This window comes from Micromonospora cynarisoli, assembly GCF_030518815.1.
GTDB lineage: Bacteria > Actinomycetota > Actinomycetes > Mycobacteriales > Micromonosporaceae > Micromonospora > Micromonospora wenchangensis.
In genome coordinates this window covers 6,982,238-6,998,515 of record NZ_CP130426.1, presented here as the reverse complement: position 1 = coordinate 6,998,515, position 16,278 = coordinate 6,982,238, and the positions used below count along the sequence as shown (strand labels likewise).

Annotated in this window: 11 protein-coding genes; 6 read left to right on the top strand and 5 right to left on the bottom strand. The window is 74.2% G+C overall.

Annotated features, from left to right (window positions below):
- Positions 1 to 111: 111 nt before the first annotated feature.
- Both Q2K16_RS30650 and glgB read left to right on the top strand, forming a co-directional pair.
- Positions 112 to 2,283 (top strand): alpha-1,4-glucan--maltose-1-phosphate maltosyltransferase, encoded by a 2,172-nt coding sequence (locus tag Q2K16_RS30650; RefSeq protein WP_302741931.1) that lies wholly within the window; start codon positions 112 to 114, stop codon positions 2,281 to 2,283.
- A complete protein-coding gene (glgB, locus tag Q2K16_RS30645; protein WP_302741930.1) occupies positions 2,271 to 4,373 on the top strand; it encodes a 1,4-alpha-glucan branching protein GlgB in 2,103 nt (700 codons plus the stop codon). The genes Q2K16_RS30650 and glgB overlap by 13 nt, the downstream gene beginning before the upstream one ends.
- A 27-nt stretch (positions 4,374 to 4,400) precedes the next feature.
- On the opposite strand, the gene Q2K16_RS30640 is transcribed toward glgB, so the two are convergent.
- Positions 4,401 to 5,441: an App1 family protein phosphatidate phosphatase gene (locus Q2K16_RS30640; protein WP_302741928.1), complete on the bottom strand. Its 1,041-nt coding sequence runs from the start codon at positions 5,439 to 5,441 to the stop codon at positions 4,401 to 4,403.
- Between the two features lie 149 nt (positions 5,442 to 5,590).
- On the opposite strand from Q2K16_RS30640, the gene Q2K16_RS30635 reads away from it, so the two are divergent.
- The 4 genes from Q2K16_RS30635 (at position 5,591) to Q2K16_RS30620 (ending at position 9,870) form a co-directional block, all read left to right on the top strand.
- Complete coding sequence (locus Q2K16_RS30635) at positions 5,591 to 7,219, top strand: hypothetical protein (RefSeq protein WP_368052526.1); 1,629 nt, start codon at positions 5,591 to 5,593, stop codon at positions 7,217 to 7,219.
- A gap of 22 nt (positions 7,220 to 7,241) precedes the next feature.
- The gene (gene yaaA, locus Q2K16_RS30630) at positions 7,242 to 8,042 is read left to right on the top strand and encodes a peroxide stress protein YaaA (protein ID WP_302741927.1); all 801 of its coding nucleotides are present in this window, start codon (positions 7,242 to 7,244) and stop codon (positions 8,040 to 8,042) included.
- 97 nt (positions 8,043 to 8,139) lie between these two features.
- The gene (locus Q2K16_RS30625) at positions 8,140 to 8,805 is read left to right on the top strand and encodes a hypothetical protein (RefSeq protein ID WP_302741926.1); all 666 of its coding nucleotides are present in this window, start codon (positions 8,140 to 8,142) and stop codon (positions 8,803 to 8,805) included.
- 102 nt (positions 8,806 to 8,907) lie between these two features.
- Positions 8,908 to 9,870 carry a TAXI family TRAP transporter solute-binding subunit gene (locus tag Q2K16_RS30620; RefSeq protein WP_489671832.1) on the top strand — a complete coding sequence of 321 codons (963 nt, stop codon included), beginning with the start codon at positions 8,908 to 8,910 and terminating at the stop codon, positions 9,868 to 9,870.
- A gap of 4 nt (positions 9,871 to 9,874) precedes the next feature.
- Here the strand turns inward: Q2K16_RS30620 and Q2K16_RS30615 are convergent, their stop codons facing one another.
- The 4 genes from Q2K16_RS30615 to Q2K16_RS30600 all read right to left on the bottom strand — a co-directional run bounded on the left by Q2K16_RS30615 (position 9,875) and on the right by Q2K16_RS30600 (position 16,274).
- The gene (locus Q2K16_RS30615; RefSeq protein ID WP_302741924.1) at positions 9,875 to 11,371 is read right to left on the bottom strand and encodes a sensor histidine kinase; all 1,497 of its coding nucleotides are present in this window, start codon (positions 11,369 to 11,371) and stop codon (positions 9,875 to 9,877) included.
- A 10-nt stretch (positions 11,372 to 11,381) separates the two neighbouring features.
- A complete protein-coding gene (locus Q2K16_RS30610; protein WP_302741923.1) occupies positions 11,382 to 12,038 on the bottom strand; it encodes a response regulator transcription factor in 657 nt (218 codons plus the stop codon).
- Between the two features lie 170 nt (positions 12,039 to 12,208).
- Positions 12,209 to 13,963 carry a CDP-glycerol glycerophosphotransferase family protein gene (locus Q2K16_RS30605; protein ID WP_302741922.1) on the bottom strand — a complete coding sequence of 585 codons (1,755 nt, stop codon included), beginning with the start codon at positions 13,961 to 13,963 and terminating at the stop codon, positions 12,209 to 12,211.
- A gap of 214 nt (positions 13,964 to 14,177) precedes the next feature.
- On the bottom strand, positions 14,178 to 16,274 hold the full coding sequence (locus Q2K16_RS30600) for a DUF6077 domain-containing protein (protein ID WP_302741920.1): 2,097 nt from the start codon (positions 16,272 to 16,274) through the stop codon (positions 14,178 to 14,180).
- Between the last annotated feature and the right edge of the window lie 4 nt (positions 16,275 to 16,278).

Sequence of the window (16,278 nt, the reverse complement as noted above, 5' to 3'; positions counted from 1 at the left end):
GTGGTGATCCGTCGGCAACGCCATGTGTCCGGACCTGGGCGGCGACGCCGGGACGGGGCGAAGGGGACGCTTGGTTGAGCGCGAGGGGATCTCGCACAGTAGGTTGGGCGGGTGAGCGGACGGTTCCCGATCGAAGACGTCTCCCCCGTCGTCGCCTGCGGTCGCTACCCGGCCAAGGCGGTGGTCGACGAGCTGGTGCCGGTGTCGGCCCGCGCCTACCGGGAGGGGCACGACGCGCTCGGCTGCAACGTGGTCTGGCACGGCCCCGACGGCGTGACCCGCCCGTTCACCCGGATGCGGCCGGGCGAGCCGGGGCAGGACCGCTGGCACGCCACCATCCGGCCGGACGCCGTCGGCGAGTGGTCGTTCACCGTCGAGGCGTTCCAGGACCCGTACCTCACCTGGCACAACGCGGTGACCAAGAAGGTCGCCGCCGGGCAGGGCGCGGCCGAGCTGGCCAACGACCTGGCCGAGGGCGTCCGGGTGCTCACCGCCGCGCTGGACCTCGTACCGGCCGACGCGGCCGGGCGGGTCACGGCGGCGGTGAAGGCGCTGGGCGACGAGCGGGCCGACCTGGCGCGACGGGTCGCCCCGGCCCTCGACCTGGCCGACCTGCTCTGGGCTCATCCGGTACGGGAACTGGTCACCACCGGCACCCCGCACCTGCTCTGGGTGGACCGCCCCCGGGCGCTCTTCTCCGCCTGGTACGAGTTCTTCCCCCGCTCCGAGGGCGCCATCCCGGCCACCGTCGACGCGCCGGCCCGCTCGGGCACCTTCGTCACCGCACTGGACCGGCTGCCCGGGGTCGCGGCGATGGGCTTCGACGTGCTCTACCTGCCGCCGATCCACCCGATCGGCCGGGTCAACCGCAAGGGCCGCAACAACGCGCTGACCGCCGGCCCCGACGACGTCGGCTCGCCGTGGGCGATCGGCGCGGCCGAGGGCGGCCACGACGCCATCCACCCCGACCTGGGTACGCCCGAGGACTTCCGCGACTTCGTCGTCGCCGCCGCCGAGCAGGGCCTGGAGGTGGCGATGGACCTGGCGTTGCAGTGCGCCCCCGACCACCCCTGGGTGACCGAGCACCCGGAGTGGTTCACCACCCGCGCCGACGGCAGCATCGCCTACGCGGAGAACCCACCGAAGAAGTACCAGGACATCTACCCGATCAACTTCGACAACGACCCCGAGGGCATCCGGGCCGAGGTGCTGCGGGTGGTACGGCACTGGATCGGCGAGGGCATCCGGATCTTCCGGGTGGACAACCCGCACACCAAGCCGTTCGACTTCTGGCACTGGCTGATCGCCGAGGTCAAGCGCACCGACCCGGACGTGCTCTTCCTGGCCGAGGCGTTCACCAGACCGGCGATCATGCACGGCCTCGGCAAGATCGGCTTCACCCAGTCGTACACCTACTTCACCTGGCGGACGACGGCGGCACAGATGCGGGAGTACTGCGAGGAGCTGGTCGCCTCGGTCGACTGGATGCGGCCGAACTTCTGGCCCAACACCCCGGACATCCTGCACGCGTCGTTGCAGCACGGCGGGCCGCCGATGTTCAAGATCCGGGCGGTGCTTGCCGCGCTGCTGAGCCCCTCGTGGGGCATCTACGCCGGCTTCGAGCTGTTCGAACACGTCGCCCGGCCCGGGGCGGAGGAGTACCTCGACAACGAGAAGTACGAGCTACGCCCCCGGGACTGGGACGGCGCGCAGGCGCACGGCCGCTCGCTCGCCCCGTTCGTCGCCACCCTCAACCGGGTCCGCCGCGAGCACCCGGCCCTGCACCGGCTGCGTAACCTGGTCTTCCACGACATCGACAACCCGGCGCTGCTCTGCTGGTCCAAGCGCGACCCGGACACCGGCGACACGGTCATCGTGGTCTGCTCGTTCGACTCGCACACCGTGCAGTGGGGCAACACGACGCTGGACATGCCGGCGCTCGGCTTCGACTGGCACGAACGGTTCACCGTGCACGACGAGCTGACCGGGGCCGGCTACGAGTGGGGGCAGCGCAACGCCGTCCGGCTCGACCCGTACCTGCAACCGGCGCACGTGCTGACCGTCCACCGCCCGGCCGCACCCGCCCCGGCCGACAGCCCGGCCGGCCCGCCCGGGACCGGGCCGGACGACGCGGACCCCTCCGCCGGCACCACCCCACCCGAACTGACCGTGGCGGAGGTGCCCACCGAACTGTCCGGGGGCACTGCGCCGACCGTGCCCGCCACCGACCCGACCGACGGCACCACCCCGACCGCCTCGAAGGACGACCGATGGACCAGCTGATCGCCGGCGCGACGCACGACCCGCACGCCCTGCTCGGCGCGCACCCCGCCGACGGGTGGACCACGATCCGCACCATGCGGCGGGGCGCCGGGGACGTGGCGCTGCTCGTCGGCGACGAGCGGCACCCGATGAAGCGGGTGCACGACGTCGGCGTCTTCGAGGCCCGCGTCGAGGGCAGCGTGCTCGACTACCGGGTCGACGTCGACGGGTGGGTCACCGACGACCCGTACCGCCATCCGCCGACCCTGGGCGAGCTGGACCTGCACCTGATCGGCGAGGGCCGGCACGAACGGCTCTGGGAGGCGCTCGGCGCGCGGGTCCGCGACGGCGGCGTCGCCTTCGCGGTGTGGGCCCCGAACGCCCGTGGGCTACGGGTGGTCGGCGACTTCACCGGCTGGGGTCCCGACGACGGCTGGCCGATGCGCAGCCTCGGGTCCAGCGGCGTGTGGGAGATCTTCGTGCCCGGCGCGCCGGAGGGGGCCCGCTACAAGTACCGCGTCCTCGGTGCCGACGGGCGGTGGCGGGACAAGGCCGACCCGTTGGCCGCGTACGCGGAGGTGCCACCGGCCACCGCCTCGGTGGTGCACCGGTCCCGCTACGAGTGGACCGACGCGCGGTGGCTGGAACAGCGGGCCCGCCGGCAGCCGCACCGGGAACCGATGAGCGTGTACGAGGTGCACCTCGGCTCGTGGCGGCCCGGCCTCGGCTACCGCGACCTGGCCGAACAACTCACCGCGTACGTCACCGAGATGGGTTTCACGCACGTGGAGTTCCTGCCGGTGATGGAGCACCCGTTCGGTGGTTCCTGGGGCTACCAGGTCACCGGCTACTTCGCGCCCACCTCCCGGTTCGGCGACCCGGACGACTTCCGGTACCTGGTCGACAGGCTGCACGCCGCCGGCATCGGGGTGCTGCTGGACTGGGTGCCCGCGCACTTCCCCAAGGACGAGTGGGCGCTGGCCCGCTTCGACGGCACCCCGCTCTACGAACACCCCGACCCGCGCCGCGGCGAACACCCCGACTGGGGCACGTACGTCTTCGACTTCGGCCGCCGTGAGGTACGCAACTTCCTGGTCGCCAACGCCCTGTACTGGTGCGACGAGTTCCACGTCGACGGTCTGCGGGTGGACGCGGTCGCCTCGATGCTCTACCTGGACTACTCCCGCCCGGAGGGGCAGTGGCTGCCCAACCGGCACGGCGGCCGGGAGAACCTGGAGGCGATCGCCTTCATGCAGGAGGTCAACGCCACCGTCTACAAGCACCACGCCGGGGTGGTGATGATCGCCGAGGAGTCCACCGCCTGGCCGGGGGTCACCCGGCCCACCAGCGACGGCGGGCTCGGCTTCGGCTTCAAGTGGAACATGGGCTGGATGCACGACACCCTGCTCTACACCGCGAAGGACCCGATCTACCGGCAGCACCACCACCATCAGCTCACCTTCTCCCTGGCGTATGCCTGGAGCGAGAACTACGTGCTGCCGATCAGCCACGACGAGGTGGTGCACGGCAAGGGGTCGCTGGCCGGCAAGATGCCCGGCGACACCTGGCAGCGGCTGGCCAACGTACGGGCGCTGCTGGCGTACATGTGGGCGCACCCGGGCAAGCAGCTGCTCTTCATGGGCTGCGAACTGGGCGACGACCGGGAGTGGAGCGAGGAACGCGGCCTCGACTGGTACCTCCTGCACGACCCGGCGCGGGCCGGGGTGCAGCGACTGGTCGCCGACCTCAACGCCGCCTACCGGGACACCCCGGCGCTGTGGGCACAGGACACCGACCCGGCCGGGTTCCGTTGGATCGCCGGTGACGACGTCGCCAACAACACGGTCTCGTTCGTCCGGATCGCCCCGGACGGCGCGACCCTGGTCTGCGTGGCGAACTTCTCCGCCGGCCCGCTGGAGGACTATCGGGTCGGCCTGCCGGCCGCCGGAACCTGGACCGAGGTGATCAACACCGACGCCCACCACTACGGCGGTTCCGGGGTGGGCAACCTCGGCGCGGTGCACGCCCAGGACGTCCCCTGGCACGGCCTGCCCGCCTCGGTGGCGCTGCGGGTCCCCCCGCTCGGCGTGCTCTGGCTCCGCCGCGACTGACCCGCCCGGGACGCCGGCCGGGGCCGCTCAGACCAGGCCGGCGTCGCGGAGCAGCTTCCACAGGCCCGCCCCGTCGGGGGCCGAGAGCCACTTCTGCCCCACCGGCCCCGCCGACGACGGCCGGTCGTTGGGTACGGGCAGGCTGCCGGCGAGCACCGACTGGGTCGGGGAGAGCCGGCGGATCGCCACCCCGGCGACGTTCTCCGGGTGGGCGGCGGCGAACTCGCGGTAGATCTCCTGGTCGTGCTGCCCGTCGTCGCCGATCAGCAGCCACCGGACGTCGGGGAACTCGGTGGCGAGCCGGGCCAGGGTGGCCCGCTTGTGCTCCCGGCCGCTGCGGAACCAGCGGTCGGCCGTCGGCCCCCAGTCGGTGAGCAGCAGCGGGCCGGCCGGGTAGAGGTGCCGGGACAGGAACCGGGTCAGCGTCGGCGCGACGTTCCACGCGCCGGTCGACAGGTAGAACACCGGGCTGCCCGGGTGGGCGGTGACCAGGCGTTCGTACAGCACCGCCATGCCGGGCACCGCCGTGCGGGCGTGCTCGTCGAGGACGAACGTGTTCCACGCGGCCAGCATGGGCCGGGGCAGCGCGGTCACCATCACCGTGTCGTCGATGTCGGAGAGGATGCCCAGCCGCACCTCCGGGTCGATGATCCGGACCAGCGCCTCGACCGGTTCGGCGTCGGCGACCCGCAGCCGCACCGACGCCCAGCCGGGGGTGAAGTCGGCCCTGACGACGGTGTCGACGAAGCCGCTGCGGTCGGCCCGGGCGGTGTGTACGCCGTCGCCGGCCTCGATGGTGACCTCGACGTGCTTGGCGGGCAGGGTGGCGAAGCTGCGCCAGCCGCGGACCTTCTCCAGTCGGCCCTGCCGCCGGTCGGGGCGGCTGAGCAGCACCCGGCACAGCACCCGGGCCCAGCCGGGCGCGCCGTAACCGGCGTACGCGACGATGTTGGGCTGCCACCCGGTGCGCCGCAGCCGGCGCTCCACCAACTGGTGCAGGGCGTCCTCGATCCGCGCGGCCCGGTGCAGGGTGGGTACGGCCAGCTGGCCTGCGGTGGTGGATGGCACGCTGCAACCCTGCCACAGGTGTCCGGCAGCGGCCAGGCGAGCGCCCAGGTAGCCGGCCCGCACCCGCCCGGCGGGAAGCCGGCTGGCCCGATCCGCCCCGGCGCGCCCGGTGGGCGTGACACACTCCGGTCGGGACGACGACGGGGGCGTTGGTCGTGTCGACACCTGTACCGCCCGACCGCGCGCGGCTGGACCGTCCGGCGCTGGTCGCGCTGCTGCTCGGGGTCGCCGGGGTGGGGTACCGGCTGGTCCTGACCCTGCTGACGGTGCCCGCCGCGAACAGCGACGAGGCGACGTTCGGGCTGGCCGCGCTGCACATCGCCGCCGGCCGGGAACACCCGGTGTTCCTGTACGGGCAGCACTACATGGGCATGGTCGAGTCCTACCTGGCGGCACCGCTGGTGGCGCTGGCCGGGCCGTCCTGGCCGGTGCTGCGGTTGCCGCTTGTCGCGTTGTACGCCCTCTTCCTCTGGTTGTCCCACCGGCTGACCCGGCGGCTCTACCGGCCGTGGTTCGCCACCTTCGTGGTCGGACTGTTGGTGCTCGGCACCGAACGGGTGGTGCGTGACCAGCTCACCGTGGTGGGTGGGCGGCCCGAGGGCAAACCGATGGTGCTGGCGATCCCGCTGGTCGCGGTGGGCCTGGCCGGGCGGCGGGGCCGGTGGCGGCGGCCCGGCTGGCGGCGGGCGGCCACGGGGTTGGCCGGGGTGCTCGCCGGGGCGGCGCTCTGGTCGGACTGGCTGCTCGCCCCCTACCTGGCGGTCGCCGGCCTGCTGCTGCTGTACGCGCTGCGCCGGGAGCTGTGGGGCTGGTCGGGGCTGCTGCTGGTGGCCGGGATCGCGGTCGGGATGGCGCCGCTGGCCTGGGACAACCTGGTCGCCCCGCCGGGCGCGGACTCGCTGTCGGTGCTGCGTCAGCTCAGCGCCGGTACCGGCCCGACGCCGCCGTGGGCGGACCGGGTGCGGGGCGGGCTGCTGGAGGGGGTGCCGCTGGCCACCGGCCTCTGCCCGGTCACCGGGTGCGCCAGGTGGCAGGAGTGGTTCGGGGTGCTCTACCCGGTGCTGCTGGCCGCCGCCGCCGGGCTCGCCCTGGTCGGCCACCGCCGGTCCGTGGGCCGGCCGGCGGCCGTGCGGGTCCGACCGCTCGCCCAGCTCACCCTGGTCGCCGGTGCCGCGCTGACCCTGCTGTCGTACGTCCGCAGCCCGCTCGCCGCGACCGACCCGCTCGCCAACGCCCGCTACCTGTCGGTGGTGCAGATCTCCCTGCCGGCGGTGCTCTGGCCGCTCTGGCTGGCGGCGGTGGCCTGCTGGCGGGGCAGCGTCGGGGTGGTCGGCCGGCTGGTCGGGGCGAGCGCCACCGCCGTGCTGGCCGGGTTGACCACCACCGCCGTGGTGGCGACGGGCCTGTTCCTGGCCACGCTGGACGCGCCCCGGGCCGACCAGCGGCGGGCCCGGGACCTGGCCGACGCGGTACGGCGTGCCGGGCTGCGGGAGGTCTACGGCGACTACTGGACCTGCAACCGGTTGACCTTCGACACGGGCGAACGGGTGGTCTGCGCGGTGCTCGACGGGCGGCTCACCCCGGGGCAGAACCGGTACCCGCCGTACTGGCGGCGGGTGGAGCGGGCGGCGCGACCCGGGTACGTGCTGCCGGTCGGTTCCCCGGCGGAACGCCGGCTGCGTCACCTGCTCGGGGACGGGGCCGACACCGCCCGGCTGGTCGAGGTCGCCGGGTATCGCGTGTACCACCCGCCGAGCGCCGTCCGGCCATGGCGCTGACCTCGGTCCGTACGCTGTGCCGGTGCTCATCCTGTTGCCGCCCTCCGAGGGCAAGGCCGACGCCGGCACCGGTCGTCGGCTCGACCTGACCCGGCTTTCCCTGCCCGAGCTGACCCCGGCCCGCGAGGAGGTGCTGGGCGCGTTGATGACGCTCAGCGCCACCGGCCGGTCCGCCGCCGCCGCGGACGCCGCCCTGGCCGCCCTCGGGTTGACCGCCGGTCAGCGGGGCGAGTTGGCCCGCAACGCCCGGCTGGACCGGGCCGCCACCGCGCCGGCCGGGCAGGTCTACACCGGGGTGCTCTACGAGGCGCTCGGCCTGGCCACCCTGCCGCCCGGGGCGCTGCGGACGGCCCGCCGGACCGTGCTGGTCAGCTCGGGCCTGTGGGGTGCGGTCCGGCTCGCCGACCGGATTCCGCCGTACCGGTGCCCGATCGGGGCGCGGTTGCCGGGGGTGGGGGCGCTGTCGGCGTACTGGCGGCGGGTGCTGTCGCCGGTGCTCACGGCGGCGGCCGGCAGCGGCCCGGTGCTGGACCTGCGCTCTGCCGCCTATGCGGCGACCTGGACGCCGCCGGCGGAGCTGGCCGGTCGGACGGTCACCGTGCGGGTGCTGCACGAGCGCCGGCCGGGGGAACGCACCGTGGTCAGTCACTTCAACAAGGCGACCAAGGGGCGGCTGGTCCGTGACCTGCTGCTGGCCGGGGCCCGACCACGGACCGCGACCGCGTTGATCGGCGCGCTGCGTGACCTGAAGTATCCGGTCGAGGAGCAGCAGGTGACGGCGGGCCGGCCCCGGCAGATCGACGTGGTGGTGACCGAACTCTAGGAACGCAAGATTTCCTCAAATCCGGTGCCGATGGCTGGAGGCGGGCCGATCGGCAGGCGACCGTTAGGGGAATCCGACGTCGAGAAGGAGCGGTCCGATGATCTCCGAACCCCGCCTGCTCGACCGACCGCGCCTCCCGTCGTCCCCGCCGCCGCTGGACTGGCTGACCCTGGCCGACGCGTTCGAGGTGGCCTGCCTGGTGCGCTGCACCCCGACGCCGACGGCCCGCCCGCACGCCCCCACGCCACAGGAGCGGGGGACTGTGGAGTTCAACCGGCACGACGCGGCGCTGCGGATGCGGCAACTGCTCGCCCGGCTCGACGTGCCCGTCGGGCACGAGGTGGTCACCGGTGGCCTGCGCCGCCGCTACGAGCTGCACCGGTTGCACGTGCCGGCGGGCCACCGCACCGGGTTCACGCAGCTGCGGGAGACGGGGTGGCGGCAGGGGCGTCGGGAACTGCTCGGGCCGGCCGTCGGCTCCTCCACCCCCCGGGCCGCCTGGCGGACCCGGCTCGCCTCGGCCGCCTGGCGTTCGGCCCTGCTGGCCGGCGGCCGGCACGTCCGGCGGCACATCCTCGGCATCCGGCTGGCCGACCGGGAACTGGCCGCCGTGCTGATCCGGTCGGCGGCGCTGCTGGAGGTGCCGGCGCTGCTGCGGCCGGGGGCCGGCTGCCTGGTGGTGAGCGTCGCGGACGGACCGGACCGGCTGCGGATCATGGAGCGGGCCGCGTTGGCACCCGCCCGGGTCCCCACCCTGGTCTGAGAACGGCCACCGGCCACCACACCACACACTGACCCGGGACTCAGACCGGTCACCGGCGGCCCGAGCTTGCGCCGGAGCCGGTGACGGCGCAGAGTGCACCGCGTGAGCCGTAGCCGGACCGGGCGCGGCCGGCGGCCCACCTCCGCCGGCGGGGCGCTGCTGATGCTGCTGGTCGTGGTGCTCGGCGGGCTGACCGCCTGCCAGGACACCCCCGACGAGCCGATCCCGATCCGGATCGCCACCGGCAGCCCGACCGCCGTCTACCACGCCTTCGGCCAGTCGCTGGCCACCGTCCTCAACCGTGAACTGCCCGGCGTCCGGGCCAGCGTGGTGGTCACCGCCGCCTCCGCCCAGAACGTCCGGCTGGTCGGCTCCGGTGCCGCCGAACTGGGCTTCACCCAGGCCGACGTGCTCGACACCAGCCCGACCACCCCGCCGAAGGTGCTCGCCGTCGCCCGCGTCTACGACGACCTGCTGCACCTGGTCACCACGGCCGGCGGCCCGATCCGTGACCTCGCCGACCTGCGCGGGCGACGGGTGTCGGTGGGCGCGGCCGGCTCCGGCACCGAGGTCACCGTGACCCGGCTGCTGGAGGTGGCCCGGCTCGGCGGGAACCAGATCCGGCAGGAACACCTCGGGCTGGACGACTCGGTGGCGGCACTGCGCGCCGGCAGGATCGACGCCTTCTTCTTCTCCGGCGGTCTGCCGGTACGCGGGGTGAAGGCGCTTGCCGACGCCACCTCGATCCGGCTGGTGAACCTCGGCGAGTGGACCGAGCCGCTGCGCCGCGCCTACCGGGAGGTGTACGTCTCCCGGGACATCCCCCGCTCCGTGTACGGGGTGGACCCGGTCACCACGGTCGCCAACCCCAACTATCTGATCGTCCGGGCGGACCTGCCCGAGCCCCTGGTCCGCGAGGTGACCCGGCTGCTGATGGAACGCCGGTCGGAACTGGCCGCCGCCCACCCGGCGGCCGGCCGGATGAGTCCCCGGTCGGCGATCGCCACCACACCGCTGCCGCTGCACCCGGGCGCGGCCGACTGGTACCGCTCCGCCAAACCCTGACCGCTCAGCCCCGCTCCGACACCGCCGACCGGTCGCCGCTGGACGTCGCCGGCCCGTCCGGCGGGGCGGTGCCGGCGGGCGGGACCCGGGCGGCAGGCAGGGCCGGGGTGGTGGGGTGCGCGGCCGGGTCGGGATCGGCCGGGGCCGGGAACCACAGCTCGGCGACCAGGCCCCGCGGCTGTCCCGGATGCATGGTGAGCCGGCCGTCAGAGGCGTCCACCAGCACCGCCACGATGGTCAGGCCGAGGCCCGCACCCTCGATGTTCTGCGCGTCCGGGGCCCGCCAGAACCGCTCGGTGGCCTGGTCGAGCTGGCCCGGGGTCATCCCCGGGCCGGTGTCACGCACCTCCAGCGCGGTGCCCCCGTCGGCGTACCGGACCGCCACGGTCACCTCACCGCCGTCGCCGCTGAACTTGATCGCGTTGTCGATCAGCGCGTCCAACGCCTGGTCGACGGCGGTCGGCACGGTCCGGGCGTAGGCCGGGCCGGACGCCGCCAGGCGCAACGTGACCGACCGGTGCCGGGCCAACGGCTCCCACGCGGCGACCCGGGACGCGGCCACCGCCGCCGCGTCCACGGTGACCCGCTCGTTCTGCTCCCGCTCCGCGCGGGCCAGGGTGAGCAGCCCGTCGAGGACCAGCGCCAACCTGTCGGTCTCCTCCAGGGCGAGCCGGTGCTCGGCCCGGCCGTCCTGGTCGACCACGCTCGGCCCCAGCTCCTCCACCCGCAGCCGCAGCGCGGTCAGCGGATTGCGCAACTGGTGACTGGCGTGCGCGACGAAGGCCCGCTGCCGGTCCATCACGTCGGCGACCACCGCCGCCATGTGGTTGAAGCTGGCCGCCAGCCGACGCAACTCCGGCGGGCCCCACCGGTCCTGCACCCGGGCGCCCCGGTCCCCCTCGGCGATCTCGTGGGTCACCGCGTCCAGCTCGGTCACCGGGCGCAACACCCAACCGGCCAGCCCGAACGCGGTGGAGACACAGGCCAGTACGGCGAGCAGCCCGATCCCGGCCAGCAGCAGCCACCACGCGGTGACCGTGCGGCGCACCTTCGCCACAGGCGTGGCGGTGACCACCGCGCCGAGCACCTCACCGCCGTCGTTGATCGGCACCGCCACCACCAGCGGGCCGTCCACCCACGGCCACACCGAGTCCGGCCCGTTGAACTGCTGCCCGGCCAGGGCGGAGTCCAGGGCCGCCCGGGTGTCCCGGCCGGTACGCCAACTCGTCGACACCACCAGCGCCCGCCCGTCCCGGTCGACGACGGCGGCCCCGATGCCGTAGAGCTGGTCGTAGCTGACGAGTTCGCCGGTCAGCGGCCCGGCCCCGCCGCCGCGCAGCGCCGGCCCGGCCAGCGAGGCGAACCGGGTCGCGTCGGCGAGCCGGTCGGCGCGGACCCGGTCGGTCTCCCGGGACGCCAGGGTCGCCGCGAGCGGGGTCTCCAACGCCAGGAGCACCAGCACCATCAGCAGCAGGTAGCTGATCACCAGTCGACGCCGCACCGGCTGCCCCTCACTCGCCCCGGAGCCGGTAGCCGACCCCGCGTACGGTCTCCACCAGCCGGGGGTCGCCGAGCTTGGCACGCAGCGAGCCGACGTGCACCTCGACGGTGTGCCGGTCGGCCCAGGTGGTGCCCCAGACGTCGAGCAGGATGCGGTCCCGGGGCACCGCCGTGCCGGGCTGACGGGCCAACGACAGCAGGATGTCGAACTCCTTACGGGTCAACGCCACCGGCTGACCGGCGACGGCGACCGTCCGGGCGGACACGTCGATGCGGACCGGCCCCACCTCGATCAGGTCCCGGGCCGGCGCGGCGTGGGCCGCCCGCCGCAGCACCGCCTCGATCCGGGCCTGCAACTCCACCATCGAGAACGGCTTCACCACGTAGTCGTCGGCGCCGAGCCGCAGCCCGAGCACCCGGTCGCGTTCCTCGCCCCGGGCGGTGACCGCGATGATGCCGAGCTGGCTGCTGCGCCGCCGCAACTCCCGGCACACCTCCGTGCCGTCCCCGTCGGGCAGGGTGAGGTCGAGCAGGACGAGGTCGCAGGGGGCGGCGGAGAGGGCGGCGGCGACGGTGGCCGCGTGCTCGACCTCGTACCCGCGTCGGGTCAGCGCCGAGGCGAGGGCGGCCGCCACCCGTCGGTCGTCCTCGACCAGCAGGATGCGCACCGGTGATCCCCATTCGTCGTACGGATGTCGAGCGAATGGTGGCAGAAGCGCCGGCCCGGGGGAAACGCCGGGCGACCCCACACCGGTCACCGGCCCGCTGCCGCCACTGCCCGTGGAAACGACGCGGGACCCGGGGCGGGCGTCCGCCCCGGGTCCCGCAGCCTGGTCGGTCAGCGGCAGAGCCGGCCGATCTCCTCCTGGAACCGGTCCATCGGGTTGGCCTCGGCCGGGCCGAGCAGGTAGGTCTTCAGCTCCCGCCGGGCGTCGGTCATCGGGTCGTCGCCGGCCCGGGTCACCGCGACGATCTTCTCCAGCTCGCCGCAGTCCCGGGAGAGCAGGTACGCCCCCCGGGAGGTGGGGAACTCGCGCCGGAACTCGTCCTCCGGCAGCCCGCTCGGGTTGGCCACCACGTACGGCCGCTGGCTTTGCACGAAGTCGGAGACCACGCTGGAGATGTCGCTGATCAGCAGGTCGGTCTGGTTGAAGCAGTCGAACAGGGCCGGGACCCGGCCGGTGACCACCCGGTGCCCGGGGCCGTCCAGCGAACCGGAGTCCGGGTCACCACCGGCGGCGCGGATCAGCGACACCAGCCGCTCGTGCACCGCCCGGGCCTCCTTGGAACGGGAGCCGGTCAGCGGGTGCGGCTTGTAGACCAGGCGCACCTGCGGCGAGGCGAGCACCCCCCGGACGATCCGCTCCCCCATCAGCACCAGCGAGGTGTGGTAGGGATCGTCGTCGAGCCAACCCTCCCAGGTGGGGGCGTACAGGACGGTGAACGGCCGGTCCGGGGCGGTCCCGCCGAAGGTGTGCACCCCGGCGAGCTGCGGCCGGCCGATCTCCACGATGTCCTCGTCGCGGACGCCGACCGCGGCCCGCGCGTACCGCTCCCGGCCGGCCAGGCCGGCGACCCACACCTCGTCGTACACCTTGCTGTACGGGTTGACGCTGGCCTGCTTGTCGCTGTCGCCGTGGCCGACGAACACGTGCTTCATGCCCGGCTCGCGCAGCATGTGGATGTTCGCGCCGACGTTGGCCGCGTAGAGGGCGGCCCGCACCGTGCCCAGTTCGAGGTTCATGAAGTCCGGGCCGGTCGGCACGCAGATCACCGGCAGCCGGGTGTCGGCCAGCTCGAAGAACGCCTCCCTGCTGCGCATCAGCACGACCGCCCGCTGGTGCAGCGCCTCGGTCGGGGCCAGCCACATGTTCGCCTGGTAGACGTCCTTGGCCGGGCCGGCGAAGTAGAGTGCGACCTCGGGGCGGTAGCCGTCGATCCACCGTTGGAGCACCGGCAGCACCGGGCTCTTGCCGGTGCCCCGCCCCCGCAGCCAGGTCACCGCGACGACCGCGCCGACCAGGGCGGCGAGCCCGGCGGCCAGCGCGGCGACCGCCAGCATGACGGTGACGTCGGTACGGACCGCCGCGACCACGGCGGCCGGGATCAGCAGCACGTTGAGCACCGCGAGTTGGACGCCGGCCAGGGCGGCGACCCACCCGGGCGGGCGGGGGGCCGACCGGATCGGCCCCAGCTCGATGTTGCGGACCAGCGCGGAGACCGGGTTCCGCCTGTCGATCATGGTGTTGAGGGCGCCCGAGAAGACGGCAGTCACCCAGACCGCCGCCGGCAGCACCAACAGCCAGGTCAGCTCGACCCCGGTGAGCGGGACCGTGGCGGCGACCAGCAGCACGCTGGCCAGGTCGCGGCTGAGCTGCCGGTAGCCCCGGTTGAGGCCGACCTTCTCCAGCAGGGTCTCCGAGGGGGGCGACCAGCGGGTGACGGCGAACTCGCCGACGACGGCGGCCAGCCCGGCCACGGCGAACAGGGCCACCCATCCGAAGCCGCCCGCGACGAGCATGACCAGGTAGGACAGCACCAGCAGCGCGCCTCGGGCGGCGGTGCCGGTGCGTTCCAGTAACGAGCCGAACAAGGGGGACGCTCCCTATGAGATCGATGACGGGCGGGGCCCGGCGGTCGGCGGCCTCGTCGTACGACGGGCGTGACCGCAGCACCGCGACCGACCGGGCCGGCCTGCGGGTGACTGCGACTTTAACGCGAGAGGACGTCCCGGTGTCGCTCGGGTATCCAGGTCCATTTCGGTCAGATGAGACGATACCTGGCGGTTGACACGGGACGTCCTCCGCTCAGCCCGCCCGGCCGTAGCAGGTCGTCGCGCCCGGTCCACGCCGCGAGGCGAACTCGGTGAAGCCCAGCTCGACGGCCGTCTCCCGGGCGTACCGGTTGCCGTTGTAGACGCAGATGGTGCCCACGCCGAGTCGCTCGACGGCGGCGGCGACCTGCGCCCGGTCGGGTTTCTCACGCCCGTCGGCGAAATGGGCCAGCAGCAGCCGGTCCTTGGCGAAATCGGAGTTCAGGTCGTACTCGACCAGGTAGAAGTCGCGGGGCAGGACGACCCGGACCCGGCTGGTGACGATCAGTGAGGTTCGCATGATCGTCGAGGGGGCGAGGACGAGCCCGTCCGGCCGGTCCTGTCCGGCGATCCAGAACGCGATCTCCTGCCGCTGCTGGGGCAGCTTCCAGGTGGGGCGGGTGTGCGTCTCCACCCAACTGTCCGGCGACCACATCGGGGTCGCCCAGACGGCGAACGAGGTGACCATCGCGGCGGCGACCAGCCCGCCGACCGCGCCGCGCAGCAGCCGCGACGGCGACGGGACGCTCACCGTGCAGAGCAGGCCGATCAGGGTCGGCAGGGCCAGCAGCCACGGCACCCGCCAGAGCACCACGGAGATGCCGGTCAGCGCGCCGAGCGTCTCCAGCACGCCGGGCACCAGCAGCACGCTCATCACCAGGGCAGCACCGGCGGCCAGCAGCGCCGGGGTGCGCCGGCGGGCCAGCAGCGGCCCGCACCACAGCGCCAGGCCGCTGATCACCCCGACGATCCCGACCAGCAGCGTGCGCCGGTAGGTGTACTCGGCGTCGAAGAAGGCGTCGTCCGCGCCGGCGGCGTCCATGCCGCCCAGCACGAGCCGGGACACCACGATCGCCCCCACCGGGTACGCCACGGCGGCGAGCCCGCCGACCACCGCGTCCCTCCACCGGCCGACCAGCAGCATGGCCAGCCCGGCAGCGCCGACCAGCATCGGCAGGATGATCGCCGAGGTCGTGGTGAGGCCGGCGGCGGTCACCGAGAGGGCGAAGACGAGCAGCAGCGAACGGCGGGACCGGGTGTCGAACCACTCGGTGAGGTAGAGCCACATCAGCGGGATGACCGCCGAGACGAACATCCCCTTGCCCTCGTAGAGGCGGGGCAGGTGGAAGGTGCCGAGCGCGGCGTCCGAGCCGGCCACCAGGTAGAGGTAGGTCACCGCGACGCTGAACGCGAGCACCGGCCGGCGCGGGGCCCACCGATGGGTGAGCCGCCACAGCGCCAGGACGGCCAGCACCGCCATCACCGGCAGCGCGAGGTACCAGGTGGCGGACGCGCCGTGGATGCCGAGTACGTGCGCGAGCGCGCCGTCGAAGACCTCGATCGACGGGGTGGGGGGCAGGGAGCCCATCGCCGGGGCGACGTTCTCGGTGAACAGGAAGTCGTTGGTGGGTACCAGGTCACGCTCGGCCACCCAGACCGTCTTGCCGACGTAGTAGACGTCGTCCGGGGTGTTGCGGGCCAGGTAGAGCGAGGAGATCGCCGCCCCGACCGAGATCAGCAGCGCGTACCCGGACTGGCCGGCGGTGGGGACGGGTGGCACGGGTGGGTCCGCGTCGTCGGCCCGCCACGCCCGCCCGGTGAGCAGCATGACGCCGATGCCCGCGACGGCACCGGCAGCGGCCGGGACCCACCAGGAGAGCACGTCGCCGGCCGGGGTGCCGGCGAGGCCGGCGGTGACGGCGGCGACCACCCCGGCGGCGACCACGGGCAGCAGGAAGCGGCGCGGCTGGCCCGTCCCGCCCGACGGGACGGGGTCGGCGGCCGGTACGGGGGGCGCGGCGGGGACGCGGGTCCGCCGCAGGGCGCGCACCCCGACCACGGCGGCGATGACGACGCAGCCGACGAGCCAGCTCAGGAAGGTCACCGACGGGCGCAGCCCGAACAGGAAGGACGCGTGGTAGAGCACCGTCCACAGCGCGAAGCCCAGCACCCCGGCGTCGGTGATGACGGCCGGGGCGGCGGCGAGCGCCGACCGCAGCCGGTGCGCGGGCTGCGGTCGTCCGGCGGCCGGCCCGGCGGGGGGTGGTGCGACGGGCGGGGGCGCGACGGCAACGGGGTCGGCGTTCGGCACGGGT